Raw genomic sequence first — 25,437 nt, 5'->3', positions numbered from 1 at the left:
TACGTCTAAAATGCACACAGGCCCGTCGAGTGGCCCCAAGGCAGCAACGCGGTTCGATGAATGGAGTGTCCCGGGGGTGCACCGTATCTTTCCGATGACGGTGGCGATGGTGCTGGCGTTGCTAACCGCGGCTCCCGCGCTGGCGATCACGCCACCGCCGATCGATCCGGGCGCGCTGCCGCCCGACGTGACGGGCCCGGATCAGCCCACCGAACAGCGGGTCCTGTGTGCGTCGCCCACCACGCTGCCCGATTCCAGTTTCCATGATCCGCCGTGGAGCAACACCTATCTTGGTGTGGCCGACGCCCACAAGTTCGCGACCGGGGCCGGGGTGACCGTGGCGGTGATCGACACCGGTGTCGACGCCTCGCCGCGAGTCCCGGCAGAGCCCGGCGGCGACTTCGTCGACCAGGCCGGCAACGGCTTGTCGGACTGCGATGCGCACGGGACGCTCACCGCCTCCATTATCGCTGGCCGGCCCGCACCCACCGACGGATTCGTCGGCGTCGCGCCCGACGCGCGACTGCTCTCGCTGCGCCAGACATCCGAGGCCTTCGAACCGGTCGGCTCGCAAGCCAACGCGAACGACCCCAACGCCACCCCGGCCGCCGGTTCCATCCGCAGTCTTGCCCGCGCCGTGGTGCACGCCGCCAATCTCGGCGCGGGTGTGATCAATATCAGTGAAGCTGCCTGCTACAAGGTGAACAGGCCGATCGACGAATCCTCACTGGGCGCGTCCATCAACTATGCGGTCAATGTCAAAGGCGCAGTGGTGGTGGTCGCGGCGGGCAACACCGGTGGCGATTGTGTGCAGAATCCGCTACCGGACGCGTCCACGCCCGGTGACCCACGGGGCTGGAACAGCGTGCAGACCGTCGTCACGCCGGCTTGGTATGCACCGCTGGTGTTGACCGTCGGCGGTATCGGCCAGAACGGTGCGCCCAGTTCGTTCTCGATGCACGGGCCGTGGGTCGACGTGGCCGCGCCGGCGGAGAACATCGTCGCGCTGGGCGACAACGGCGATCCGGTGAATGCGCTGCAGGGCAGGGAGGGGCCCGTCCCCATCGCTGGTACCTCGTTTGCCGCGGCGTATGTCTCGGGTCTGGCGGCGCTGCTCCGGCAGAAGTTCCCCGACCTGACGCCGGCGCAGATCATCTACCGGATCACCGCCACCGCCAGACACCCCGGGGGCGCGATCAACGATCTCGTCGGCTCGGGCGTCATCGATGCTGTCGCCGCGCTGACGTGGGACATTCCGCCCGGCCCCGCGACCGCGCCGTACAACGTCAGACGACTTCCACCCCCGGTGGTGGAGCCGGGTCCCGATCGTCGACCGATCACGGCTGTGGTGGTGGTGGCCGTCGGCCTCATGTTGGCACTGGGCCTGGGCGCGCTGGCCAGGCGGGCATTGAGCCGCCGATGAGAAATCCAATTGGGCTTCGATTCAGTACCGGGCACGCCGTGCTTGCCGCGGCGTTTGCCCCGGCCGCCATCCTCGCGTTCTTGGACATGCAGTACTGGTGGGCGGGGATCGCGCTGGCGGCGGGGGGCGCCATCGTGGCCATGGTCACCTTCTACGGGCGGCGGATCACCGGCTGGGTGGCGGCGGTGTACGCGTGGTTGCGGCGGCGGCGCAGGCTCCCGGATTCCTCGTCGGAACCCGTGGTCGGAGCCACCGTGAAGCCGGGAGATCACGTCGCGGTGCGTTGGCAAGGGGAGCATCTGGTCGCCGTCCTCGAGCTCATTCCCCGGCCGTTCACGCCGACGGTCATCGTCGACGGGCAAGCCCACACCGACGACATGCTGGACACCGGCCTGGTCGAGGAACTTTTGTCGGTGAACTGCCCCGACCTGGAGGCCGATATTGTCTCGGCCGGCTACCGCGTCGGTAGGTCCGCGCCACCGGATGTGGTGAGCCTTTATCAGCAAGTGATCGGGACGGACCCGGCGCCGGCGAACCGCCGGACCTGGGTCCTGCTGCGCGCCGACCCGGAACGTACCCGCAAGTCGGCGCAGCGACGCGACCAGGGCGTTGCGGGACTAGCCCGGTATCTGGTGGCGTCGGCGACGCGCATTGCCGATCAACTGGCCAGCCACGGTGTCGACGCGGTATGTGGACGCAGCTTCGACGACTACGACCACGCCACCGACATTGGGTTTGTGCGGGAGAAGTGGTCGATGATCAAAGGCCGGGATGCCTACACGGCCGCCTACACCGCGTCCGGTGGTCCGGACGTGTGGTGGTCGGCGCGCGCCGACCACACCATCACCAGGGTTCGGATCGCGCCCGGGACGGCGCCGCAGTCCACGGTGCTGCTGACCACGACGGACAAGCCCAAGACACCGCGCGGCTTCTCCCGCCTGTTCGGCGGGCAGCGGCCCGCGTTGCAAGGCCAGAATCTGGTCGCCAACCGCCACTGCCAGCTGCCGATCGGGTCGGCGGGGGTCCTGGTCGGCGAGACGGTGAGCCGGTGCCCGGTCTATATGCCATTCGACGACGTCGACGTTGCCCTCAACCTGGGTGATGCTCAGACATTCACCCAGTTCGTGGTGCGTGCGGCGGCCGCAGGTGCGATCATCACAGTCGGACCGCAATTCCAGGAATTTGCCCAGTTGATAGGCGCACACACCGGGCAGGAGGTGAAGGTGACTTGGCCGAACGCGACAACCTATCTCGGTCCGCATCCCGGTATCGACCGGGTAATTCTGCGGCACAACGTGATCGGTACCCCGCGGCATCGCCAGCTGCCGATCCGTCGAGTTTCCCCACCTGAGGAGAGCCGCTACCAGTTGGCGCTGCCAAAGTAGGGCGGGCATCTGCGATACCGGCGCAAACTGGGTTGCATCAGATATTTGGTGCAGGAAGCTCTCAGTTTAGCGACGATAATGGCTGTAGCACTAAGGAGGATGATCCGACATGACTCAGTCGCAGACCGTGACGGTGGATCAGCAAGAGATTCTGAACAGGGCCAACGAGGTGGAGGCCCCCATGGCGGACCCACCAAGCGATGTCCCGATGACACCGTGCGACCTCACGGCGGCCAAGAACGCGGCGCAACAGCTCGTATTGTCCGCTGAAAACATGCGGGAATACCTGGTGGCAGGCGCGAAAGAGCGGCAGCGGCTGGCGACCTCCTTGCGCAATGCGGCCAAGGCGTATGGCGACGTTGATGAAGAGGCTGCAACTGCGCTGGACAGCGATGGCGAGGGTACTGTGCAGGCCGAATCGGCCGGGGCGGTAGGAGGGGATAGTTCGGCAGAACTATCCGAGACCCCGCGAGTGGCGACAACCGGCGAACCCAACTTCATGGATCTCAAAGAAGCAGCTCGGAAGCTCGAAACAGGAGACCAAGGCTCATCGTTCGCGCATTTTGCGGATGGCTGGAACAGCTACAACCTGACGCTGCAGGGCGACGTCAAGCGGTTCCGGGGCTTTGACCATTGGGAAGGCGATGCGGCCACGGCGTGTGAAGCTTCATTCGATCAACAACGAGAATGGATACTCCACATGGCCAAATTGAGCGCTGCGATGGCTAAGCAGGCTCAATACGTCGCCCAGCTGCATGTGTGGGCTAGGCGGGAACATCCGACATACGCGGACATTGTTGGGCTCGAGAAGCTATACGCGGAAAACCCGTCGGCTCGCGACCAAATACTCCCGGTGTATGCGGAGTATCAGCAGAGGTCGGAGAAGGTGCTGACCGAGTACAACAACAAGGCAGCCCTCGAACCGGTGAATCCGCCAAAGCCTCCCGCCGCCATCAAGATCGACCCACCCCCGCCCGCGCAAGAGCAGGGATTGATCCCGGGTTTCCTGATGCCGCCCGCGGACGGCTCCGGGACCCCTACCACCGGTTTGCCGGCTACCCCGATGGTTCCGCCCACCGGCGCCGGGGGTGGCGGCCTCCCGGCCGGAACGGCGGCGGAGCTGACTTCGGCCGGGCGAGAGGCCGCCGCGCAGCTGTCCGGTGATGTGGCGGTCAAAGCGGCCTCCCTCGGTGGTGGTGGCGGCGGCGCGCCGTCGATGCCGTTGGGACCCGCGATGGGGGACGCCGAATCGGTGCGACCCGCCGCTGCGGGTGACATTGCTGGTGCAGGCCAGGGGCGGGCCCCCGGCGGCGCGGCGATGGGCGGTGGCGGAATGGGGATGCCGATGGGCGGCGCCCACCAGGGTCAAGGGGGCTCCAAGACCAAGGGTTCTCAGCAGGATGACGAGGCGCTCTACACCGAAGACCGAGCCTGGACCGAGGCCGTTATCGGTAATCGCCGGCGCCAGGACAGTAAGGAGTCGAAGTGAGCATGGATGAGTTGGATCCGCATGTCGCCCAGGCGTTGACGCTCGCGGCGCGGTTTCAGTCGGCCCTGGACGGGACGCTCAATCAGATGAACAACGGCTCCTTCCGGGCCACGGACGAAACCGAGACCGTCGAGGTGACGATCAACGGCCACCAGTGGCTCACCGGCCTGCGTATCGAGGATGGCCTGTTGAAGAAGTTGGGCGCCGAAGTCGTGGGCCAGCGGGTCAACGAGGCGCTGCGCAACGCGCAGACCGCGGCATCCGCGTACAACGACGTGGCGGGAGAGCAGCTGACCGCGGCGCTATCGGCCATGTCCCGCACGATGAACGAAGGAATGGCGTAAACGCATCGTTGCGGGGTAGCGAATTCGCGCCGAATGAGCGCGTAACGCGCAATTTCCAGTGACGTTGCGGTATGCCCGCTGTTTGGGCAGCGAGACCGCATTAGCGAGCCCACAGGGCGATCCCAGGGCCCCAGTGGGGGTCAACCCTGCGCAAGATAACGCTCGGCGTTAGCGCGCATTGTCAACGTGTTTGACACGGTTTCGGTCGGGTCCGATGGGTGCCTTGGTCGCCCAATTTTGGCGCAGCTAGCGGGTCTTAACGTCGGTTAGGCTTGTTAGCTATGACGTCCGGTACGATCGAGCGCCCCTCGCGGCAACCGGGCCAACGTAAGCGGGGTAACCACCCGACTGATGGCCCGAGCGGTGCATTGTGCGCGCCGAGCCAAGACAGGCGTGAACTGCGTGAGGCCCACCGGACAGGCGTAAGCGAGGCGGTTTGGCCGCTCGGGGAGGGCAGTAGGCGATGAGCATTTTGAAGCCGACGGGCAACTACGCCAGGCAGATGCTGGACCCAGGCGGGTGGGTGGAAGCCAATGAGGACACCTTGTATGACCGGGCTCAGGAATATAACCAGGTTTTGCAGCGGGTTACCGACGTATTGGACACCTGCCACCAGCAGAAGGGCCATGTCTTTGAAGGCGGCATTTGGTCCGGCGGTGCCGCGAATGCCGCCAACGGCGCGTTGGGTGCAAACATCACTCAATTGATGACGCTGCAAGATTACCTGGCGACCGTGATTACCTGGCACCGGCATGTTGCCGGGTTGATTGAACAGGCTAAATCCGACATTGGCACCAATGTGGATGGCGCTCAAAGAGAGATCGACATTCTCGAGAATGATCCAAACTTGGATGCCGACGAACGAGTTAACGCCATCAATTCATTGGTCAGGGCTACGCATGGAGCCAATGCCAGCCTGGTCGCCGAGACCGCCGAACGGGTGCTGGAATCTAAGAACTGGAAACCGCCGAAGAACGCTCTCGAGGATCTGCTGCACCAGAAGTCACCACCGCCGCCAGACGTACCTACGTTGGTGACGCCATCCCCGGGTAGGCCGATCACCCCGGGAACCCCGGGAACCCCGGGAACCCCGGGAACCCCGGGAACCCCGGGGACCCCCATCACGCCCATCCCGGGCGCGCCGGTAACTCCGATCACACCAACGCCCGGCGCTCCGGTCACCCCAGGCATGCCGGTGACTCCGGGAACTCCGGTCACCCCCGTGACCCCAGTGACCCCGGTGACCCCGGTGACCCCGGTGACCCCGGTGACCCCGGTGAATCCGGTAGCTCCGGTGAAGCCGGGCACCCCGGACAAGCCGACGCCGGTCGCGCCGGTCGCACCTCCCGTCGCCCCGGTCACACCGGCGACTCCGGCCACACCCGCCACTCCAGCTCCCGCTCCTCAACCGCAGCCGGCTCCGGGACCGGCTCCAGCGCCGGCGCCGGCGCCGGTATCGCCAGCCACTCCCGGTCCGTCAGATCCGGGGACGCCGGGAACTCCAGGGGCGAGCCGGCACCGCACGTGAAACCTGCTGCGTTGGGGGAGCAGCCCGGTGCGCCGGGCCAGCACGCGGGCGGGGGAACGCAGGCCGGGCCGGGTCATGCGGACGACTCGTCAGCCGCGGTGGCGCCGGCGGCAGCATCCGGGGTCGCAGGAGGACGGATGGCGGGCGCTGCGCCGAGCAGTGCCGCCATGGGAGCGGGCTCGGGTTCGAGCGCCAGCCCGGCCGCTGCTGCCTCAGGCGCGGGATCACGTGCCGCGACCGGGCGGGCGCCGTTGGGAGCGTCGGACAAGGCGGCGGCGCCGAGCACCCGGGCGGCCTCGGCACGGACGGCACCTCCCGCCCGCCCGGCGTCGACCGATCACACCGACAGACCCGATCGCACCGATTCTGCGGACGATGCCATGCCGGTGTCGTCGATCCCCGTGTCGGCGGCTCGGGCCGCGCGCGACGCCGCCACGGCTTCCACCGCTCGCCGGCGCGGCGGGAGCGATGCGCTGCGGTTGGCGCGACGCATCGCGGCGGCGCTCAACGCGCCCGACAACGTCAACGAGGGTGACTACGGGTTCTTCTGGATTACCGCGGTGACTACGGACGGTTCCATTGTTGTCGCCAACAGCTACGGGCTGGCCTACATCCCGGACGGGATCGAATTGCCGAACAAGGTGTACCTGGCCAGCGGCGATCACGCGATCCCGGTCGACGAAATTGCACGCTGTGCCACCTATCCGGTGTTGGCCGTGCAGGCCTGGGCGGCCTTCCACGACATGACGCTGCGTGCGGTCATCGGCACCGCGGAGCAGTTGGCCAATTCCGATCCAGGTGCGGCAAAGATTGTGCTGGAACCGGATGACATCCCGGAGAGCGGCAAAATGACGGGCCGGTCGCGGCTGGAGGTCGTTGACCCCTCGGCGGCGGCTCAGTTGGCCGACACAACCGATCAGCGGTTGCTCGATCTGCTGCCACCAGCGCCGGTTGATGCCAATCCACCGGCCGACGAGCGGCACATGCTGTGGTTCGAGCTGATGAAGCCGATGACCAGCACCGCTACCGGGCGTGAGGCGGCCCATCTGCGGGCGTTCCGCGCTTACGCGGCACACTCGCAGGAGATTGCCCTGCACCAGGCGCACAGTGCGACCGAACCGGGCGTCCAGCGTCCGGCCGTCGCCGACTGGTTGTACTGGCAATACGTCAGCGGGCTACTGGACAGGGCCCTGGCCGCCGCATCCTGAACCGGGGCAGCCGCAGGCTCGCGCCGATGGGCGGGTTAGCCGTCGAGCGGAGACGGCGAGGGGTAGCTTCCGGGACTCCCCAGACCTCGCCGGCTACCTGCAGCGGGCGCTGGTGGACGTCATTGAACTGCATCTGCAGGGCAAACAGGCCCACTGCAACGTCGTCGGAGCCAACTTCGCAAGACCTGCACCTGCAGCTGGATGAGCTCGTCGAGGCAGCGCGTGAGGCCAGCGACAAGGTCGCCGGCTCCGGGCCCTCGACGCCATCCCGGATGGGCAATCGGACACGATCGCGGCCTGCACCAGCCGGCCGCAGTTCCCGGCGGGCGAGCAGTACACCGGGGACGTCGTGGCGTTGATCACCACGCGCGTCTACCCGACAGTGAACACGATCCGGTCGGTCCACGATGCCGTCGACGCCGAGGACTCCAGCACCTCCGATCTGCTACACGAGATCATCGACACGCTAGAAAAGCTCGCTTGGATGATCAAGTCGGAGAATCGCACGCCCTAGCGCCGTGTCGCGGGCTGACCCGGGCTACAGAGTTGTGGGCGTGGAGCGCGGCGCCGGTTCGACTGGAGCCGCCGACGGACCCGCCGACGGGCGGGCACCGCCACCGGTGTCCATGGCCTGTGCGGGAACGCCCCGGCCCGGCTGCTGGCTCGGTGATGCGCCCGCACCTTCGTCTACTACCGCGGCGACGGTCTCGGCCTGCTGCTCGTCGTCCTTGTCGCCCTGGTCGTCCTTCTTTGCGTCGTCGACTAGCTGCGCTTCGGCTTGTTGGTCGGCCGGCTTCTCCGCGCTGGCCAGCTGTGCCGGCATCGCACCGCCGCCGCTCTGAGCGCTCTGGGCGGCCTGTTGCGCGGTTTGGCTGACCGTCTGTGCGATGGGGGATGCGGTCTGGGCCATCTGAGCGGCCTGCGGAGCCAATTGAACGAGCTGCGGCACCGTCGCAACCACGCGCGGCGCCAGCGCGGCGGCGGTCGCACCGACCTGGGGTACGACCTGCTGCAGGGGGGTGCTCATCGCCTGGACGAACTGACTTGCGGTACCGACCGACGCGACGCTGGCCAGACCCTCGTCAGCCGAGCCGAATGCGTACTGGCTCAAAGTTGAGCCCAGCGACTGGTCGGTCTTCGTGTATACGTCAGCCGCCGCGGTCATGTTGGACGCTGTTCGTGCGAGGGCGGCCTTCACGCCAGGTAGCCCGTCACCGACCAGCGATTCGATGTTGGGCATCGTCTCGTTGATCGCCGCCGACACCGAATCCGTTCCGGCCGCGGCGATCGGCGTCGGCGGCTGCGGAAAGACGAGGCTGGCCAGTTTGGCGGCCGCCGCGGTCAGGCCGGTGGGATCGACGGCCAGTGGTTCAGCCATTGCCGGATCTCCTAGATAGTTTTGCCATCGAGCAAATTTTACCGGACGTATCACGGCGCAATTGCGGCAATTTGTGGCCGCGTGCTCTCGCCGGCTCGGCTCAGAAGCGGATATTGCGGACCGCGTCGTACACGCCGGTGATCCACAGTAACAAGGGAATGATTGCCGCGACCATTGCGCCGTCGAACAATTCCAGAATCCGCTTCACTACCGGTGAAACACGGCGAACCTGGGCCATCGACCCGACGACCACCAGCGCAACCAGGCCCACCGTGAGATAGATGGCCAACAGCAGCCAGGCATAGTGCGGATACCAGACGCTGAGCCTGGCTGTCAGGCCGGTCGGAATGGCAACGGTAGCCGCCAGCAATGCCCACGCACACCAGCGCTCGGCGTAAAGCCGCGAGCGGAAGCCGCAGACGATCGTGATCAGGCCCGCCACCACCAGGCTGTGCACGAAGAAGTGTCCGCGCACCACGACGGCGATGGCACCGGCAGCCAGTATCAGGGTGCCTGACGTGACGTATCCGATGAGAAGTTGCTTTGCCAATTTGCTGCGCTCGGTGAGCCGCGCCGCGGACGCGGGCACCGACGCGATGATGGCCTGCCAGGTCGGGGTTTCTTCGTTGGTGGCCTCCGGGGTCGCAACGGGATCGAGCAATTCCTCGTTGTCCACGGTTTCTCCGGGTACCGGAATCGGCGGCAGGGCTATCCGGGCGACCGCGACGGTCAACTTGGCCGCGTTCGTCACGATGAACAGCCCGAACGCGATCGCACCCGCCGGGACCCAGTGCTGGTATCCGTAGCCGAAGGCGACGGCGGCCGCGATCACCGCGATAGCCGTGATCACGGCAAAAGATGACAACTCATGGCGTTTCCGAGGGCCGCCCCGCGCCAGCAAGGTCAAGAACAGAACGGCCGTGGCGGCGCCGGCAATCTGCGGCGCCCCCAACGCGGTGACCCCGCGCGGCAGCGGTATGGCCAGCGCTGCGGAGGTGGCGATGAGGAAGTACGTCGTGACAAGCAGGCACTCGGAGAGGTGGTCTGTCCGGTAGAACCGTTTTGCGACGAAGCTACCCACCAGCGCAGCGATGCCCAGGATGCCGATCGCTAGCGGCCACCAGAGGCCGCGCCCAGTCTCCCACCACGCCCGCGTCGCGATCGCGGTGACCGGCACGGTCAAGACCGGGATCGCCACGCCGACAAAGCGATTCAGTGCTTTGCGGTCGAATTCGGGTGACTCGTCAAGCACCGCGATCGCGTCGATGACATCCTCAACCAAGGGGCGGTAGCGCTCGGTGCGACTTACCGACACCAGGGTCAGCAGTGATCCGTCGACCACCCCGGCGTCATCGAGCGACTGGTCGAGCTGCAGCGGCGGGGATCCGGGTCGGGCGAACGCCCAGACGCCCTGCGCGGAGAAGTCAAAGCCGCCGAGGACATCCGCCGGCGTGTCCTCCAACGTCTCGGCCAACACCGCGACGGTGTCGTCGATGTAGGTTTCCATCGGCACCGCCGCCGGCAGCACCAAGTCGGTCATCCGTCTGCCGGTGAGGATCGTCACCCGGGTGGTGGCAGGCTTGGCGGGGGTTGCCCCCGCAGCGGTAGGACCAGCGGCAACAGCAGGTGCGCTCAACGACGTCCCGCCCTCTCGAAATCGTCGGAAAGCGCCGCGGCCAATTCGAGGACCCGGCGCCTATAGATGGGATCGAGCAAGTCGAGCCGAATCTCGGTTCCGGCCGCGATGTGCTTATCCCACGGCATGACGACTACCCGGCCGGGTTGAACTTGTTGCTCGAAATGCCGCACCAGGTCTTTGACTGCGACATTCGGTTCTCCCGGCATGATGTGGTTGATCACCACGCATGCGCGGCTCGCCAGATCGTGGTAGCCGTTACCGCGCAACCACTCCAGCGCGACGGAGGCTTGCTGTGCGCCGTCGATCGAGACGCTTGCCACCACCACGACCCCGGACGCCGTTGACAGCACGCCGCGGGTCAGCGGGTCGAAGAAACCGGCCCCACAATCGGCCAACACCAGGCTGTAAAACCTCGATGCTGGATCGGCGAGGAAATGCCAGTCGGCTTCGCTGAACGCACGGCGCGCCGAGCTGTACTCCTGTGCTGGCAGCACTTCCAGATTGACCGCGTTGACGCTGGTGTGCGCGCGGATGTCGTTGTAGTGCGACAACTCCCTCTCCGCCAGCACATCAGCGATGGTCGCGGCCGACTGGCGCCCCACCCGATCGCCGAGGTTGCCGGCACCCGGATCCGCGTCCAGCGCCAGGATCCGGTCGGCCCGCACCTGAGCCAATGTCGAGCCCAGAGCCGCCGTCAAGGTCGTCTTACCGGCCCCACCCTTGAGACCGAGCACCGCGATCTGATAGGAACCGCGGGGATTGCGGCGCACCCTGGCGTTTAGGTCCAGCTCGTACTTCTCGTCGGGTGACAGGCCCGGGTTGATTCGGGTCAACGTATGCACCCAACGCCGCCAGCCGCGCTTCGACACCACTTTGGGCGGCTTCGTGGCCTTGGGCTTGTGTGGCTTCACCTTCTTGACCTTCGGCCCCTTGGCCGCCGGCTTGGTGGGTGTCGCCGTCGCATCGGCATCCGGCGCGGCGCGCTTGCGGCGACGTCCGCCGGTGGTTGCAGCCGTCGCCGATTCGGGTGGAGACACCGCAGGTTGGGCCGCTACGCCCCGGTCGGCGCGTCGCTTGGCACGCCGACCGTTGTCATGTTCGGGCGGGGGCGCGGCGGGAGGTTGGGTCGGCGCGGGTCGGGTGGCCGGAGCCAGGTGCGATCCCGCCTGTTCCGGCGGCGCCGGCGAGTGTTCCGATCCGGCGGCGAGAGGCGCGCCGGATGTTTCTTCGGCACGCAGCCGCGCCTGAATGGATGGACCGGTTGCTACTTTCCCGCCGTTCTGGTCGGTATCCGTGAGATAGCGGTGGCCCCGGCGGGCGCGTCGAGAGTGTTGGGGTGGCGGCCGGTTCGGTGGTTCGGCCGGGGGAGCGATGGGTTTGGGTGGGGCGGGCGGACGTCCACCGGCTGGCATCTTTGCCCAGGGCGGTTCGGGTGCGGTCCGCGGGGGTTGCTGCGGACCGTGGGTGGGTATCCGCGGGGCCGCTTCCGGTTCGGTCGGTGGGGGTTGCTGCGCCGCGTGGGTGGGTATCCGCGGGGCCGCTTCCGGTTCGGTCGGTGGGGTTTGGTGTGGCCCGCTGATTGGCATCCTGGGTGTCGGCGGTTTGGGTGGTGTCGACGGGGATTCGGGTGGTGCGGGTGGAGATCCACCGATCGGCATCGGGCGCGTGGGTGGTTTGGGTGCGGCCGGTTCGGGCCCGCTGGTCGGTGCTTCGGGTGCGGCATGAGGGGGTTCCGGTGGTGCCGATGCAGGCTTGGGTGGTGCGGGTGGAGGTCCGCCGATCGGCATGGGGGGCGCCGGTGGCTTGGGTGCGGGCGTGGGTTCGCTGGGCGGCGCTTCTTGCGCGGTTGATGGGGGTTCGGGTGTTTCCGACGGGGGCTCCGGTGGGGTGGGGGGAGGTCCGCCGATCGGCATCGGGGGTGTCGGCGGTCTGGCCGCGGCGGCCGCGGGTGCGGCCGGTTCTCCCCCGGCGATCGGCATCGGGGGAGGCGGAGGTGGGGGTGGGGGTGGCGGGGTGGACAGGAATGGCTCCGACAGGTCGGCGGGCGTCGGGGGCGGAGTCTGGCCGTTGGGCTTCGGTGGGTTGGCCGGCGCGGGTGGTGGCGGAAACGAGGCGGCGGCGTCAAAGAATGGCTGCGCCGCCGCCTCGTCCGGAGCTTCCGTACCCTCATGCGGCCGGAAGAGCCTGTCGTAGTCGGCCGCCATGAGAACCTCTCAGAAGTTCGCCCAAACGTGGAAACACGAGAAAGGGCGAGATCGCCGGAAGGTCGAACTCGCCCGATCTCGTGGTTCGCTATTCTACGCGAACCCGGAGTTGCCCTACGCGAACATCCCGGTGACGTTGCCCTCGGTCGAGGACATCGCCTGACCGGCTTCGCTGATCGTCCGGGCCAGGTTCTGCAGCGCGTTGTTCAGCTCGTTGGCCGTGGCGTCCCAGTTCCGCTGGACACCCTGGTAGGCCTCCGAACCGCTACCGCCCCAGGCCGCCGAGAGCTTGGTCAGCGACTGCTTCCCCTCGTCAAGCAGGGAATGAATGGACGTGACGTTTCCCTGGATTGCGCCGGAGGCGGCCTCGATGCCCCTGAAGTCCCACTGCTGTTCTGTCATGTTTTTGCTCCGTTTCTTTTCGTATTAGGGGGTCAGAAACCCATTTGCGAGGACAGCGCCTGCTGCTGCTCGTCGTCGGCCTTCGAGTACTGGACGCCGGCCTGACGAATGTTCGTCGAGATCTCGTCGAGTTCCTGCTTCTGCTTGTTGGCTGCTTCTTGGAAGCGCACCACCGCGGCCTGGGCGGCCGTGCCCGCCGCGCCGCGCCACTGGGTCTGCAGCGAACCCGCGGTCGACTCCACCTGGTCGATCTGGGTCTTCAGGTCACCGGAGATCCGCTCGAAGTTACCTGCCTCCTGCGCGAGGGTAGCGGCATCGGTCTTCATCTCTGCCATGCTGGACTACTTTCTCTCTTTCTGTTCCTCGCCAAGGTGTTGGCAAGTCTTCCGGCCCGGGTGGCCGGGAAGTCTGTTGTCGTTGCGGCCGCTCACCAGTCGTCCTCGTCGTCCCAGTCTTCCTCGTGGTCTTCGTCTCGCTCCTGTGCGAGGGGTGCTGGTGCGACCAGTCCCGGCCTGGTGGAGCCGCCGGCTTGCGCGCCCTGGCCCATCGCGCCCGCGCCCACCGGAGCGGTGCCACCCGTCGTCGACGACCCGGCGGCTGCGGCCGGCTGCATCGAGGGTGTGACCGGCTTTTCGATCATCTGGGACATCAGCGGCGTTCGGGTCAACGTCCCACCTGCGCCGGGCAGCGATTCCCCACGCAGCAGGCCCGCGCCCGTGCTTGGGCCCGATCCTCCAGCCAGCGGGTGGTTGGACAGCGGACTGGCACCGAGCAAGCCCAGCTGCGCGGCGTCCTTGTCGGCCGCATTGCCGCCGCCGGTGCCGCCCGCCTGGCTGAACAGCGACGTCACCTGCTGCAGCGGCTGGGTGAGCTGCTGCATCGGGCCGGCCATCTCGCCCAGTTGGGACAGGGTGGGCGCAGCCCCGGTCGGCAACTGGCCAACCGGCGCGGAGCCGCCCGGGGCCGGCATTCCGAAGATCGGGTTTGTCGTGCCCTGGCCCACGCTGGGGTCCAGGATCGACGTCATTGGTTCGAGCTTCTCGAAAAGCGTGTTCGCGATCGTCTCGGCTTGGTAGACATCCATCGCCAAGGCGGCCTGGTTCCACATCCGGATGAAGTAGTCCATTTCAGTCAACGCGATCGGGATCGTGTTGATGCCGAAGAAGTTGGTGGCCATAAGGACGGCCTGGGTGATGTGGTTGGCGAAGATCTCCGGCAGCGACGGTGTTGTCCCCATGGCCTGGGTGTATGCCGCGGCCTGTGCCGTTGCCTGCATCGAACGAGTCTTGGCTTGTGTCGACGCGCTTTGCAGCCAAGCCACCATCGGCATGGCAGCCGCGATCGCTTTGTCGCTGCCGCCTCCGGTCCATGCCTCGCCGAGAGAGCTCAACCGTGCGGTCAGCTCGACGGCCTGAGCGTCCAGAGCCGCCGAAAGCGCCTGCCATCCCGCGGCCGCCGCAAGCATTGGAGCCGGGCCCGCGCCGGCCATTAGCCGTGCGGTGTTTAGCTCCGGTGGCATTGCGTGCCACAGCATGGTGATCACTCCCTCCGATTTGCGCTGGGTCTAGTGGTTGGACTGTCAGGCGAAGACGCCGGCGGCGCCGTCGTCGATTTGCGAATAGGTCCGGGCGACGTCCTGCACCGCTTCGCCCGCACGGTGGAGTTCATCTTGCGCCGATGCATTTGAAGCCAGCAACTGGAAGCCCTCCGACGTGAACGCCGTCGCCGCCTGCGCCGAGACCTCATCGGCCCCCGCGGGAACCAGCTCGGTCACCGACGTCAACGCCGTCGCACCGGCCGTCGCGCCGCGCAGAGCGTTGTCGCTCACTTGCGTGGCAATGTCGACAGCCGCCGGAGCGTGTGACATTTCTTCCATTTGCCTACTTCTTCCTCCTTGTATTTGCATCCCGTACACAAACCGTTCGGTTATAGCCGGAAACAACCCAATGGTCAGCATTGCCCCGAACTCGATAACCAGGTGAGCTCGGGTCCTGCTACGCCGGCAATGAAATAATCTTAACCGCCGCTTGGGGGTGCTGCGAACACTTCTTCTGGAGGCTCGATGTAGGGGGCCTGGATGACCTCTTTGCCGTCCGGTGAGACAAGAAATGCCTGGCCAGGGGGTCGTCGCTTGACCTTGAACTCGCTGGACGGGAATTCCTGCTTCTCTCCCGAAAGGAACATTGTCGGAGCGCCCGACCCGAATGCGGCGCCGACGAACTTGTCCATGGTTGCCTTGTAAGCCTGGCTCATCTGACAGGTGACAATGATGTGTAACCCGATATCTGCAGCTGCCGGCAATAACGGGGACAGCGGTGCCATCGGCGGCATCCCCCCGGCAGCTCCCACGATCATGTGCCAATCATCAACCAGAAGCACGACGTCGAATCCGCTCCACCATGAACGCGAACGCAACTGTGCCGTCGTCAGATCGGTTGGGGGCAACCGCTTCTTCAAGTTGACCGCCAGGGCTTGAACGGCCTCGTCTAGCGTCGCGCTGTTGCGGTTGATCGCGCCGGCGCCGAGCAGATGGCTGTCCGGCACCGCGTCCAGGAGCCCCGAGCGGTAGTCCGCGAGCATGAACCGCACCTGGTCGGGACTGTTCCGGGCACAAATCGCGCGCGCGATCGCGTGGGCAATGGTTGTCTTGCCCGACTTGGCCGCACCGAAGATCAACAGATGCGGGTTGGTGTGCATATGGGAGTACGACGGTGTCAGGTCCGTTTCGCGCAATCCGATCGGAATCTCCCAGCGAGTGCGGTAGTCGGACTCTGGGCCTGGCGGGTTCGGGTCGAGCTCGTGCAGGTGGATGCGCTCCGGCAGGACCCGCACCGGGGGCGCCTGTTCGGTGGTCTGGGACGCTACCTGCGCCACCCCAGCGGTGATGGCCTCCACCAGGTCGTCGGTGCTGTGCACGCCGTCGAACCTGGGCACGCCGATCATCAGGTGGTGCTTCTCCATCGACACCGCGCGACCTGGGCGATTCGCAGGGATCTCCCGGGTGATCCGGTCGATCTGGGTTTCGTTGACGTCGCCGAGGCGGAACTCGATCTTGGTGCCGAGGTAGTCGCGAACACGCGACTTCAGTTCCGTCCACCGCGGCGTGGAGATGATTACGTGAACGCCGAACGCCAGGCCTTGCGCGGCCAGATCCTGGACCTGCCCCTCGAGGTCGGGAAACTCGCTGACAAAACCCGGCCACCCATCGATGATCAGAAACACGTCGCCGTACGGATCGGCCGCAACGGGTTGACTCGGATCGTCACGCAGCTGCCGGTACATGCCGATCGAGCCCACCCGGTGTTCCTTAAAGGTGGTTTCTCGTTGCCGCATGACGGCTTGCATCTCCGCGACCACGCGGTTGACTTTGTCGGGCTCGGACCGGTTGGCTACCCCACCGACGTGCGGAAGGTTTTCCAGATAGATCAGCCCGCCGCCGCCGAGGTCGATGCAGTAGAACTGAACGTTGCGCGGTGAGTGCGTGGCGGCGGCCGACATCACCATCGTCTGCAGTAGCGTCGACTTCCCGGTTTGAGGTGCGCCCCCGATGCCGATATTGCCGCCCGCTCCGGAGACGTCGACGCCCCACACATCCTGCAGATGGCGGCGCGGTTCATCCATGATCCCCAGGGCAAAGCGCAGCGGCTGTCGCCTGTCGCGGGCGATGAGCTCGTCCAGTGGGGTCGGATCTGTCAATGGCGGCAGCCACATCTTGTACGCCCGCGATTCGGCCGTGCCGAGCTGGTCCAGCACGACCTCGCGCAGCGTCCGTACTTCCGGTTCAGCGGTCATTGGCGCCGCTCCTTCTCATCGCTTCGCTCTGCATCGTCGCCGGCGCGGGTCATTAGCGCCGCTCCTTCTCATCGCTTCGTCCCCCGCAAGCGGGTGGTGCCCCCACTGCATCGTCGCCGGCGCGGGTCATGGTGACAGCGCCTCGTCGATAACCGGCGCCGCGGTGAACCTGTGGATCCGCACGGCCTGTCTGGTGGTCTGCTGGCCGGCCCCTCCGGCTTCACCATTGGTTTCGGCGCCCGTCGCCGGGGGAACGTACGGACCACTGATATAGAAGGTGCTGAACTTGACCGGGTCTTCCATGCCGATCCGGAGGAACCCGACGCCGCTCTCCTTGTTGGTGATGTACTGCGCTTCCGGAGTTCCGATCACCGCCTTGGATTCATGAGAGCTGGTGGTGCGCAACGCGATTCGGTATGTCAGGTTGGGTTCCAGTTTGTCGATGCGCACCCCGCCGGTTTGCAGCGACTGGGTAGCCAGCAGCAGATGGACCCGCAGCGACCGCCCCACCCGGCAGATCCGGTCGAACAGCCCGATGAAGTCCGGGTGGCTCTGCAGCAGCTCGGCGAACTCGTCGACGACGACGAAAAGCGTTGGCAGCGGGGGTAGGTCGGCACCGCGCTCGCGGTACTTCTCGTATTCGGCGACACCGGACAGGGCGCCCGCCGCGCCGACCTTCATCCCGGCCTGACGGAGGATCGACTGGCGCCGATCGAGCTCTCCGGTCAACACCTCGCCCATCCGGCTGACGAGCTCCGCCTCCTCGGCCATGTTGGTGACGACGGCGGCCGTATGCGGAAGCTTTTCCATTCCCAGGAAGGTCGAACCACCCTTGAAGTCGGTGAGCAGGAGATTGACCTGATCCGGATGGGTCATTGCCACCAGCGACAGGATCAGGGTGCGCAAGAACTCGGACTTTCCGGACCCCGTGGTGCCGATGAGCATGCCGTGCGGTCCGCCGCCGAACTCCGCGCCCTCCTTGATGTCCAGGTACATGACGTTGCCGGTCTTGAGTTCATGACCGAACGGGATCTTGAGCCGGTCACGGTCGGTGTCGGTGTACATCCGCCACCGGGAGGGCACAATCTCCTCGACGGTCTGGGCACCAACCAGCTGGTGCCAGTCGGTAGCCACCTTCTTCTGGACCCGCGAGGTCTTGTCGAGGATGGTGCCCGTGATGGACCAGCCGGCCAGCTTTCGGGCGATACGGCTGGCTTGCTGCGGCGACATGCGATCGGTGACCGATGTCACCTGACGAAACGATTGGTTCGGGAGCCGATCGTCGGCCGTCCCGTCCTCGTCAACCCTGATTCGGTAGGCCGAGCCGCGATGGTTGCCCAACGTGATCACCGTGACACCGGCCCTGCCGTCGGGCGGGAACCCCGCCTTGCCGCCGGTCAGGTCGACGACGACGACATAGGGGCCGCCCGGTAGCGAATCGGGCGCGTGCGGTCCGCGCGCGGCCAGATCCGACAGACCTTCCTGGCGCGTGAAGATCAGCCGGGTGGACCCAGCGGCATCGGTTTCGGTCAGATGCTGCACATGCGGAAGCCATTTGAGCCAGGACCAGTCGGGATCGTCGGGCTCCTCGGTGAGCACCCGGATCTCCAGCAGGTCCGGTGGATGGAACACGGCCAGGTGGCAGATCATCGCTGTCAGCAGGCCGGCCGCCCCCGCCCGGTCCCCGCCGATCGCGATCGTCGGAAACGTACGCAGTTGCAGCAGTTTCGGGCAGTCATGGATCAGTCCATGGGTGCGTAGAAACTTGACCACCCACATGTGGCTGACCGGCTCCAGGAACGGCTGAGGCGCAGCGCTGGCGGCGGCCAGCTCTCCGCCGACGGCCGGCTTCAACAACCGGTCCACCGCCGGCTGGTCGCCGATACCGATGCGGGTGGCCGCATAGAAGTCGGCGTTGGCCGGCCGGGACCACTGCCGCTGGGTGCCGACGATCGACAACAGATCGTCGGGATGTGGTGCGTGGTAACTGAAGAACGACACCTGAGAGGTGGCCGAAGATGTCACCCGGGTGCGCAGTCCAGCCAGATAGCGCAGGTACTCCTTGCGGTCGGCGTTGATTTCGGGCACCTTCTTGCCGCCCCCGCCGCTGCTACCGGCCAAACCGCCGACCATCATCACGATCATCATCAGCGGCATCATCAACATGTACGGTGACAGCTGCCTGGTACCGCCGGCGACCATGATGGCGATCATGCCGAGCATGGCGCCGCCCATCACGTAGGGAAGGATCTTCTGGACACCCGATGGTGGGATGTCGATGCCGAGGTCATCGGGTGGCGTGAGGCTGATCTCGCCCGGGGTCAACCGGGGGCCGCGGGTGATTGTCGGGGTGAACTTCTTGGTCGTCATCAGGGTGCTCCGGACGCTCCGGCGGGAACTTTTCGGGGGCTTGGGTCGGCCGGCAGGGTATCGTGCTCGAGCAGGGCGGCATCCTTGGACAGCACCGGGCCGTCAACCAGGAGTCGGACGATCTCCCAGGGGGCGTTCTGGGGCGAGCTCAGACCCAGCGCCTTGGCCGCGTCGGCGTCGGGCACCCCGTAACGCACGCCCTGCGGATCGACGTAATACATCGATTCGGTGTAGCGGGGATCCGGGGACTGCAACGCCACGAACTTCCCGCCGTCCAGGAAAATGGTTGCCGTCCCATGGATCTGCTTAATTCCCATGTTCATCGCCGACGGCGGTATCGGTAGATGCCGGCCGGACAGCACTGTGGTCCGCGGCGATTGGTCACCGGCGCTGCGCTCCCACGACCAGCACAGCGTGGGATCCTCGGGCCGGGACACAATCTTGAGCGGTTCGTCGGGCAGCGGCGAGCCGTAAACGCGCTCTGGAATTCTGACGACCAGGCTGGGCACCATCGCGGGAGGCGCCACCAGTCCGTGTGACTGGGTGGCGCGCAGCGCCGCCGCGGTCGTCGCGTTGACCTGCGCGATGCCATCGGGCAGCACCACATAGTATTGGGGCCCCTTGTCGGTGTGGATCTGGAATACCGACCCGATCACCAGATCGGCAGGTAACCCCAGATCGTTGGGCGCGCCGGCGGCCGGTATCGGCGGCAGCTGCCAGGACCCCATGTCGGGTAGCGCGTTGAACATGCCCTCCGAGATCGGGGTCGCCCTGGCGGTCACGGGTATCCCCATCGACGAGGTGAGGGCCCGGTCGGTCAGATCGATGGCGTGGCGTCCCTTGTGCGTGACGATCCACGTCCGGTCCTGATAGGACACCAGCACCGCCTGGTTGGCCTGCAGCGGATCGATCGCGGGATCGATCACCAGCGGCATCGCGATGACCGCTGTCTGCACCGCCGGGGACGCGGTGTCGGCTCGGGCGACGGTGTCGCACAGGGTCCAGATCGAGGTGCTGCCCCCCGAAACGGGGGTGGCGTAGGGGGCGCCGGGGATGCCGATGGTCTGGCCCATGGGCAGCTTGCTCAATTCGGAGGACTTCACGGTGGCCGGGGTGGCCGGGTTGCCCAGCACCAGCCGCGCCGAAGTCAGGTTGTAGACCGGATGCAACTGTCCCGACAGGATCACATAAAGCTGGTTGGTCGCGCGGTCGGTGAGCAGGCTGGTGCCGCCGAGCTTGCCCTGTGGTTTAAAGTAGGCCAGCAGCGCGGCGCCCGCCAGAATCAGCACCGCGACGACGATGCCAAGAGCGACCGACCGGCTGTAGAACTGCAGCGGGTCGTCGAACATCCGGGTGTCACGGCGCACGATGGCATGCTCGAGCCGGCGTAACAGGAAACGCCAGCCGCTAACCTGAACCTTGGTGGTCAGGCGAAGCCCCATGGCTCATTCTCTCATGTTCAGGTGCCCGTGCACCGCGGCGATCGCCTCGGTCATATCCGCTCCGTTGATCTCGCGAAGCCGGTCCTCGTCGAGCGTGTCGATATCGAGGACCTGGGCCAGGCGCATGTCCCGGCACTGCTCGCTGGCCTCCACGAGCTGGCGCGCGTACCGACCGTTGCCGGCGACATCGAGCGCGGGCCGGCCGCGCAACGTGCGCTGATCCAACAGCTTGGCGGCCTCCAGAAAGTTTTCGGCCGCTTCTACGCTCAATGCCGAGTCATCAGCAGCGGCAATGACTTTGGCGATTTCGAGGAGCTCTTCAGGGGAATAGGTGTCGAACTCGATGCGAGTGGCGAAGCGCGACCGCAGACCCTCATTGGTTTCCAGCAGCCGATCAATGTCCGAGCTGTAACCGGCGATGATCACCACCAGCCGGTCCCGGTCGTTCTCCATCCGCGCCAGCAGTGTGTCCAGCGCCTCTTGACCGAACGGATCGGTGCGCCCGTCCCGTTCCTGGACGAGCGCATAGGCTTCGTCGATGAACAGCACGCCGCCCAGCGCCTGATCGATCGTTTTAGCGGTCTTGACCGCCGACTGTCCCTCGTACTCGGCCACGAAGTCCTTGCGCGACGTCTCGACGAGTTTCGGTTCGGCTATGACGCCCAAGCCAGCCAGGATGTTGGCCACCACCCGCGCGATCGTGGTCTTGCCGGTTCCGGGTGGTCCGGTAAAAATCATGTGCTTGCTGGGCTGGGCAACCTTCATACCCTTGGCTTCGCGAACGCGGGCCATCATTGTTGCCGCTCGGTAGCGCTCAATCTGATTCTTGACCCGGGTGAGACCGATCTGGCGATCCAGTTCGGCTTGGGCCTCGGCGAGCAGCCGCTCCCGACCGGAGTTGTCGGTCACGACACTGCCCGGATCCCACGGATCGGCGCGTGAGGCGATCTGTTCGGTGGTGGTCGTCTTCAACCGATAGGACGGATCCTTCAGCGCCGCTGCCACTTTGGGCTCAGGGTGAGTGGTCTGCAACCATTCCAGCAGCGCCACCGCGGCGTCTTCGTTGCCCTGGCTGCGGCGTGCCATCGCCAGATACCACGCGATGGCGCGCGCACACGCTTCACCTGCTGGCGAGTCGTTGGCTTCGGTGAGTCGGCGTTCGGCCTCGGTGAACAAGCCCAGGTTTGCCGCGGCGACGCCGTGCGCCACCCCGGCCGCACCGGCCAAAAACTTGTCCGGCCATTTTCCGGCGCCCTTGACGTCGTCAATCACGTCGGTCCAGCGTTCAGCCGCGCCGTAAACCACCGCCTTCAGCCACGCCACCAGGTGCTCGGAGCCGGCGACGGGGGTAGCCTCAAGGGCTTCCATCGCGTCGGCGTAATTGCCCTGCCCGGCTTCGCACGCGGCAAACCCCATGGTGATCGCCAGCGGCGACGTGACCGGATAGGTGATGTCGCCGTACAGGCCGCCGATCGCAACCCTCGCCCCCAGGGTGTTCATCGAGATTTGGACCGACCCCGACAACTGCCCGAAGTTGCGGCGCGAATACCAGGCGCGAAACAGCGTCACCCGGTCTGTGTCTCCACACCGGATCCGGCCGATCCATGCGTCGCAAGCGGATTCGTCGTAATTGGTGATCTCGGTGAACAGATCCAGTGACCGCGCCTCTGACATCGGCAACATGCTGACGGCGCTTTCGAACAGATTGGCCAAGCGATCAGTCATCGGCTTTGTATCGAGAGGTGTAATCGACGTCGTAACGGGTTGCGAACACTTCGGCTTCGGCCGCGGCAGCCTCTTCCGGCGTCGGCAAATTCAGGGTCATCCCCACGAATTCACGTAGCAGGGCGCTGCCCTCTGGGTCCTCGTCCGTCAGCTCACCAATGTTTTCCACCAGGAACGTGTATTGAGAGGCCCGAGCCTTTTGCCGGGCCAGATCCGCAATGACGAAAATCTCGTCCGCGAGCTGCGCTTCGGTCATGCTGGTCACTTTGTCGTTCAGCTCGACACGTTGGATCTTGCCGTCCATCAGGGCCGTAACCGACACCGACCCCTGGGGGTTGGCTACCGTGAACAACTCCAGCTCATGCTCTTCGTCCCGTTCGGTTAGCGAATGCAGGGCATCCAGGTCGGCCGCGGAGTCCTCGGTCTCGACCGGCGCGTAATCGTCCAGGGCGTCAAGTGTCGACGCATCATCGGTATCGGCGGCGGTGAAATCCAAGGCGGAGAGATCACCGTGGTCGTCGTCGTTGCCGGGCAGGTCCACCATGGCGCCCCTTTCTGAAGTCGTAGCGGAAAGTGAGTGGTCAGCCTCGGACCGAGGCTTGGGCGTGATCTGAGGCGTGGTCCAACCAACCGCCCGCTGGGAGCAGCTCCAGTAAGCTGTCCAGCGCGCGCTGCAGGTTCTGCTCAGTGCCGGGCAGGAAGCTGCCGTACAGATCCCCGCCGACACGGCGGGGAAGCGACACCAACCTGCCGAGCTTGGAGTCCAGGACACCAGCGGCCGCGTCGGTCTGCGTCGTGGTGCCACCGGGGTGGCGTTGGCTCGCGACGATCTCCACCCAGCTGGTCGGGTTGCCCACGACCTCGGCATAGATGCGGGCCGAGGCTGGTGCGATGCCGTACTGCGCCAACTGGGACGCGGTTGTGCATTCGGCCAACTCGGTCGCCATACCCGTCAGCGGCTCGACGTTCGCGGGTTCGGCAGGTCCCAGCACCGCTGTCACCATGCCCGCCAAGCCGACCTGCGCTGCCACCAGCTGCAGCACGAACATGTCGCCGTCGCGTGCCGCGATCACATGGCGGTCGCCCCTGCGACACACGACAAAGCGGACCATGACGCCGCCCAGGTCGCGCCGCCACCACCGACCTTCCAGGGTCCGGTCGGGCCTACTGAGGGTTTCGACCATCTCCGCGACCGTCGGTTGGGGCTCCCCGTGGACGTCCAGCACTCCTTGCGCGGTCAGGTCACGCTGCACCTGTTCCCAGACGATGTCTCGCAGATCCTCTTGTGGGATGTTGGGTCGAATCCCAAGCGTGACAGGGAAATCGACCAGGTGCAAACGGTCGGCGATCACCAACATGCCGTCGATGGTCAACTCGACGCCCACGACGTCGTCGGCGGTGCCCGCGCGGCCGGCAGCGAGCGGACCTGTCACGATCAACCAAAAATCTTGTCGATAACGCCGGCTAGGCCATCATCAGCGTTGAGGTACGCGCTGGCCGCCGAAAGCAGATTCTTGGCCAGCCCGCCGGTGACGCCCTGCAGACCCGTGCCCGTGCTGGCGCGGGTGGTCTCGAACTCTTGCAGAGTGTCATTGAATTTCGAAGTGAACGAACCGTGGGTGATCTGGACCCGTCCGCTGATCCCGGAGACCGTATCGGTCGCCTTCTTGAGATCGCCGACGATCTGGTTGTGCATGCCCGCCAGCACCTTCAGGAACGAAGGTACGACGCCGAGAATTCCTGTCATGGGTTGGACCCTCCTCTACGTTTAACTTTCTACTCGCTATGGCTTTGGCTCGCTATGGCATGGACTTGCCGCGACTGGTTGCCCGGCGTCAAAGGACGGTCCCCTCCGGCTTCGGTCGCCGGGCTGCGGTTCCAGCGTCGATGGGTGCGCGCTCCGCATCGGTCATGCCTGCGGCGGCGCCCTCGTCGTCTTCCTTCTTGTCGCTCACCAGGGTGGCCTGCTGGCCGCCCTGCTGGGCCTGCGAGGAGATCATTTGTGCCTGTTGGCCGCCCATGCTGGCCAGTTGACCCGGCCCACCGCCCGCAGCCACCAGGTGTTGCAGCTGGCCCATGGTCGCCGTGACCTGGCCCACGGTGGGCAAACCGGCGAAGCCGAGCAGGTTGCCGAAACTCAAGCTGGGCAGGCCGGCGAAGCCGCCCAAGAAATCGGGCAAGGCGGCCAACTCGGTCCAGGTGGGCAGCTTGCCCAAGTTGCCCACGCCGGGCAGCAGATCGCCCAGACCAGGCAGGCCGGGGAACAAATCGGGAATGCTGGGCAACCCAGGCAACGAGGGGAATCCGGGGATCCCGGGGAGAGAAGGGAATCCGGGGATCCCGGGCAGCGAGGGGAACCCGGGGAACCCGGGGATGTTCGGGAACTCGGGGAACAACGGGCCGCCGGGGGTGGGCGGCCAGTTGAACTCGGGCAACCCCGGAATGTTGGGTAGGCCGGGGATGGGAATCTCGGGCAACTTCGGCGGCCAGAGGCCGTCGATGATCTCCGGGAGGCTGGGCAAGCCGGGTAGGCCGGGGAAGGTGGGCAGGGTCGTCAACATCTCGATCAGCCTGCCGAGAATCCCCTGCAGGTTGGTCGCGTTCATCAGCGTCATGATCGTCAGATAGAGCAGTGCGCCACCGACCACGGCCATCGCCAGACCGCAGGACGGGATCGCGAGTGCCCACGATAGGGCGTCGCCGATGAGCCAGACTTTTTCTAGTTTCTTACAAGCTTTGTAGACTCCGTCAACCATCTTCTTCATTGCGCGCAGGACGTCGCGCGTGTTGGAGACGTATTCGGCCTGATTTGAAATCATGTTGCCGGTCAGTTTGTCGAGATCACCCATCACCTTCGCGCGAAGTTGTTGGGCGATGTTCTGGTTTAGATAGGCCTCCGCCGCTTGGCCGATCCAGTTGGTACCCGGAATGGCGAGCCCCATCTGCTCACTGATTTGCTTGAACAGAGACGAACCGGCGTTGAATATGTCGCCCGGGTCTGGGATTCCCTCCCCCAGCAATAACAACTGGCCCCAGATGAAGTTACTGGTCGACTTGCAAAGACCGCTACCCGATGCCATTTACGTCTTCCTCACGCTCGCTGTTCAT

The 25,437-nt window shown here is 65.9% G+C and carries 19 protein-coding genes and 3 pseudogenes; 6 read left to right on the top strand and 16 right to left on the bottom strand.

Features of this window, described 5'->3' with window-relative positions:
• Positions 1-76: 76 nt before the first annotated feature.
• The 6 genes and pseudogenes from mycP to AADZ55_RS23250 all read left to right on the top strand — a co-directional run bounded on the left by mycP (position 77) and on the right by AADZ55_RS23250 (position 7,891).
• Positions 77-1,423 (top strand): type VII secretion-associated serine protease mycosin, encoded by a 1,347-nt coding sequence (gene mycP / locus AADZ55_RS23275; RefSeq protein WP_085326547.1) that lies wholly within the window; start codon positions 77-79, stop codon positions 1,421-1,423.
• Positions 1,420-2,808 carry a type VII secretion protein EccE gene (gene eccE / locus AADZ55_RS23270; RefSeq protein ID WP_085326546.1) on the top strand — a complete coding sequence of 463 codons (1,389 nt, stop codon included), beginning with the start codon at positions 1,420-1,422 and terminating at the stop codon, positions 2,806-2,808. Before mycP ends, eccE begins: the two co-directional genes overlap by 4 nt.
• Positions 2,809-2,917: 109 nt before the next feature.
• On the top strand, positions 2,918-4,297 hold the full coding sequence (gene espB / locus AADZ55_RS23265; RefSeq protein WP_085326545.1) for a type VII secretion system ESX-1 target EspB: 1,380 nt from the start codon (positions 2,918-2,920) through the stop codon (positions 4,295-4,297).
• The gene (locus tag AADZ55_RS23260) at positions 4,294-4,641 is read left to right on the top strand and encodes a YbaB/EbfC family nucleoid-associated protein (RefSeq protein ID WP_085326544.1); all 348 of its coding nucleotides are present in this window, start codon (positions 4,294-4,296) and stop codon (positions 4,639-4,641) included. Before espB ends, AADZ55_RS23260 begins: the two co-directional genes overlap by 4 nt.
• Before the next feature lie 463 nt (positions 4,642-5,104).
• Positions 5,105-7,377 (top strand): annotated as a pseudogene (locus tag AADZ55_RS23255) (secretion protein EspK).
• Positions 7,378-7,474: 97 nt separating this feature from the next.
• Positions 7,475-7,891 (top strand): annotated as a pseudogene (locus AADZ55_RS23250) (Dps family protein).
• Between the two features lie 24 nt (positions 7,892-7,915).
• Here the strand turns inward: AADZ55_RS23250 and AADZ55_RS23245 are convergent.
• From AADZ55_RS23245 to AADZ55_RS23165, 16 genes and pseudogenes are all read right to left on the bottom strand, one after another.
• On the bottom strand, positions 7,916-8,755 hold the full coding sequence (locus tag AADZ55_RS23245) for a secretion protein EspJ (protein ID WP_085326542.1): 840 nt from the start codon (positions 8,753-8,755) through the stop codon (positions 7,916-7,918).
• 100 nt (positions 8,756-8,855) lie between these two features.
• Complete coding sequence (gene eccD / locus AADZ55_RS23240) at positions 8,856-10,391, bottom strand: type VII secretion integral membrane protein EccD (protein ID WP_085326541.1); 1,536 nt, start codon at positions 10,389-10,391, stop codon at positions 8,856-8,858.
• Positions 10,388-12,598, bottom strand: a complete 2,211-nt coding sequence (locus AADZ55_RS23235; RefSeq protein WP_423202341.1) for a MinD/ParA family ATP-binding protein — start codon at positions 12,596-12,598, stop codon at positions 10,388-10,390. The genes eccD and AADZ55_RS23235 overlap by 4 nt, the downstream gene beginning before the upstream one ends.
• A 114-nt stretch (positions 12,599-12,712) precedes the next feature.
• Positions 12,713-13,000 carry a WXG100 family type VII secretion target gene (locus tag AADZ55_RS23225; protein WP_085327622.1) on the bottom strand — a complete coding sequence of 96 codons (288 nt, stop codon included), beginning with the start codon at positions 12,998-13,000 and terminating at the stop codon, positions 12,713-12,715.
• Between the two features lie 32 nt (positions 13,001-13,032).
• The gene (gene esxB / locus AADZ55_RS23220; RefSeq protein WP_085327621.1) at positions 13,033-13,335 is read right to left on the bottom strand and encodes a type VII secretion system ESX-1 WXG100 family target CFP-10; all 303 of its coding nucleotides are present in this window, start codon (positions 13,333-13,335) and stop codon (positions 13,033-13,035) included.
• Positions 13,336-13,427: 92 nt separating this feature from the next.
• On the bottom strand, positions 13,428-14,534 hold the full coding sequence (locus tag AADZ55_RS23215) for a PPE family protein (RefSeq protein WP_085327623.1): 1,107 nt from the start codon (positions 14,532-14,534) through the stop codon (positions 13,428-13,430).
• A gap of 45 nt (positions 14,535-14,579) precedes the next feature.
• Complete coding sequence (locus tag AADZ55_RS23210) at positions 14,580-14,876, bottom strand: PE family protein (protein ID WP_085327620.1); 297 nt, start codon at positions 14,874-14,876, stop codon at positions 14,580-14,582.
• Positions 14,877-15,016: 140 nt separating this feature from the next.
• Positions 15,017-16,792, bottom strand: coding sequence for a type VII secretion system ESX-1 FtsK/SpoIIIE family ATPase EccCb1 (gene eccCb1 / locus AADZ55_RS23205; protein WP_085327619.1), 1,776 nt, complete (start codon positions 16,790-16,792; stop codon positions 15,017-15,019).
• Between the two features lie 52 nt (positions 16,793-16,844).
• Positions 16,845-16,916: pseudogene (locus AADZ55_RS23685) on the bottom strand (16S rRNA (guanine(966)-N(2))-methyltransferase RsmD); the annotation flags it as partial.
• Positions 16,917-16,918: 2 nt separating this feature from the next.
• Positions 16,919-19,162, bottom strand: coding sequence for a type VII secretion system ESX-1 FtsK/SpoIIIE family ATPase EccCa1 (eccCa1, locus tag AADZ55_RS23195; protein WP_085327618.1), 2,244 nt, complete (start codon positions 19,160-19,162; stop codon positions 16,919-16,921).
• Entirely contained in the window at positions 19,162-20,604 is a 1,443-nt protein-coding gene (gene eccB, locus AADZ55_RS23190) for a type VII secretion protein EccB (protein WP_341286243.1), read from the bottom strand. The genes eccCa1 and eccB overlap by 1 nt, the downstream gene beginning before the upstream one ends.
• Before the next feature lie 3 nt (positions 20,605-20,607).
• Complete coding sequence (gene eccA1, locus AADZ55_RS23185; RefSeq protein ID WP_085324686.1) at positions 20,608-22,329, bottom strand: type VII secretion system ESX-1 AAA family ATPase EccA1; 1,722 nt, start codon at positions 22,327-22,329, stop codon at positions 20,608-20,610.
• Positions 22,322-22,873 carry a DUF2694 domain-containing protein gene (locus AADZ55_RS23180; RefSeq protein ID WP_085324685.1) on the bottom strand — a complete coding sequence of 184 codons (552 nt, stop codon included), beginning with the start codon at positions 22,871-22,873 and terminating at the stop codon, positions 22,322-22,324. The genes eccA1 and AADZ55_RS23180 overlap by 8 nt, the downstream gene beginning before the upstream one ends.
• A gap of 37 nt (positions 22,874-22,910) precedes the next feature.
• A complete protein-coding gene (locus AADZ55_RS23175) occupies positions 22,911-23,762 on the bottom strand; it encodes an ESX secretion-associated protein EspG (protein WP_085324684.1) in 852 nt (283 codons plus the stop codon).
• A gap of 2 nt (positions 23,763-23,764) precedes the next feature.
• Positions 23,765-24,076, bottom strand: a complete 312-nt coding sequence (locus AADZ55_RS23170; protein ID WP_085324683.1) for an ESX-1 secretion-associated protein — start codon at positions 24,074-24,076, stop codon at positions 23,765-23,767.
• 88 nt (positions 24,077-24,164) lie between these two features.
• The gene (locus AADZ55_RS23165; RefSeq protein WP_085324682.1) at positions 24,165-25,409 is read right to left on the bottom strand and encodes an EspA/EspE family type VII secretion system effector; all 1,245 of its coding nucleotides are present in this window, start codon (positions 25,407-25,409) and stop codon (positions 24,165-24,167) included.
• Positions 25,410-25,437: the final 28 nt, after the last annotated feature.

The sequence above is a fragment of the Mycobacterium decipiens genome (genome assembly GCF_963853665.1).
In the GTDB taxonomy this organism is placed as follows: Bacteria; Actinomycetota; Actinomycetes; order Mycobacteriales; family Mycobacteriaceae; genus Mycobacterium; species Mycobacterium decipiens.
The sequence above is the reverse complement of the archived record's forward strand: the minus strand, read 5'-3'. Positions and strand labels throughout refer to the sequence as shown.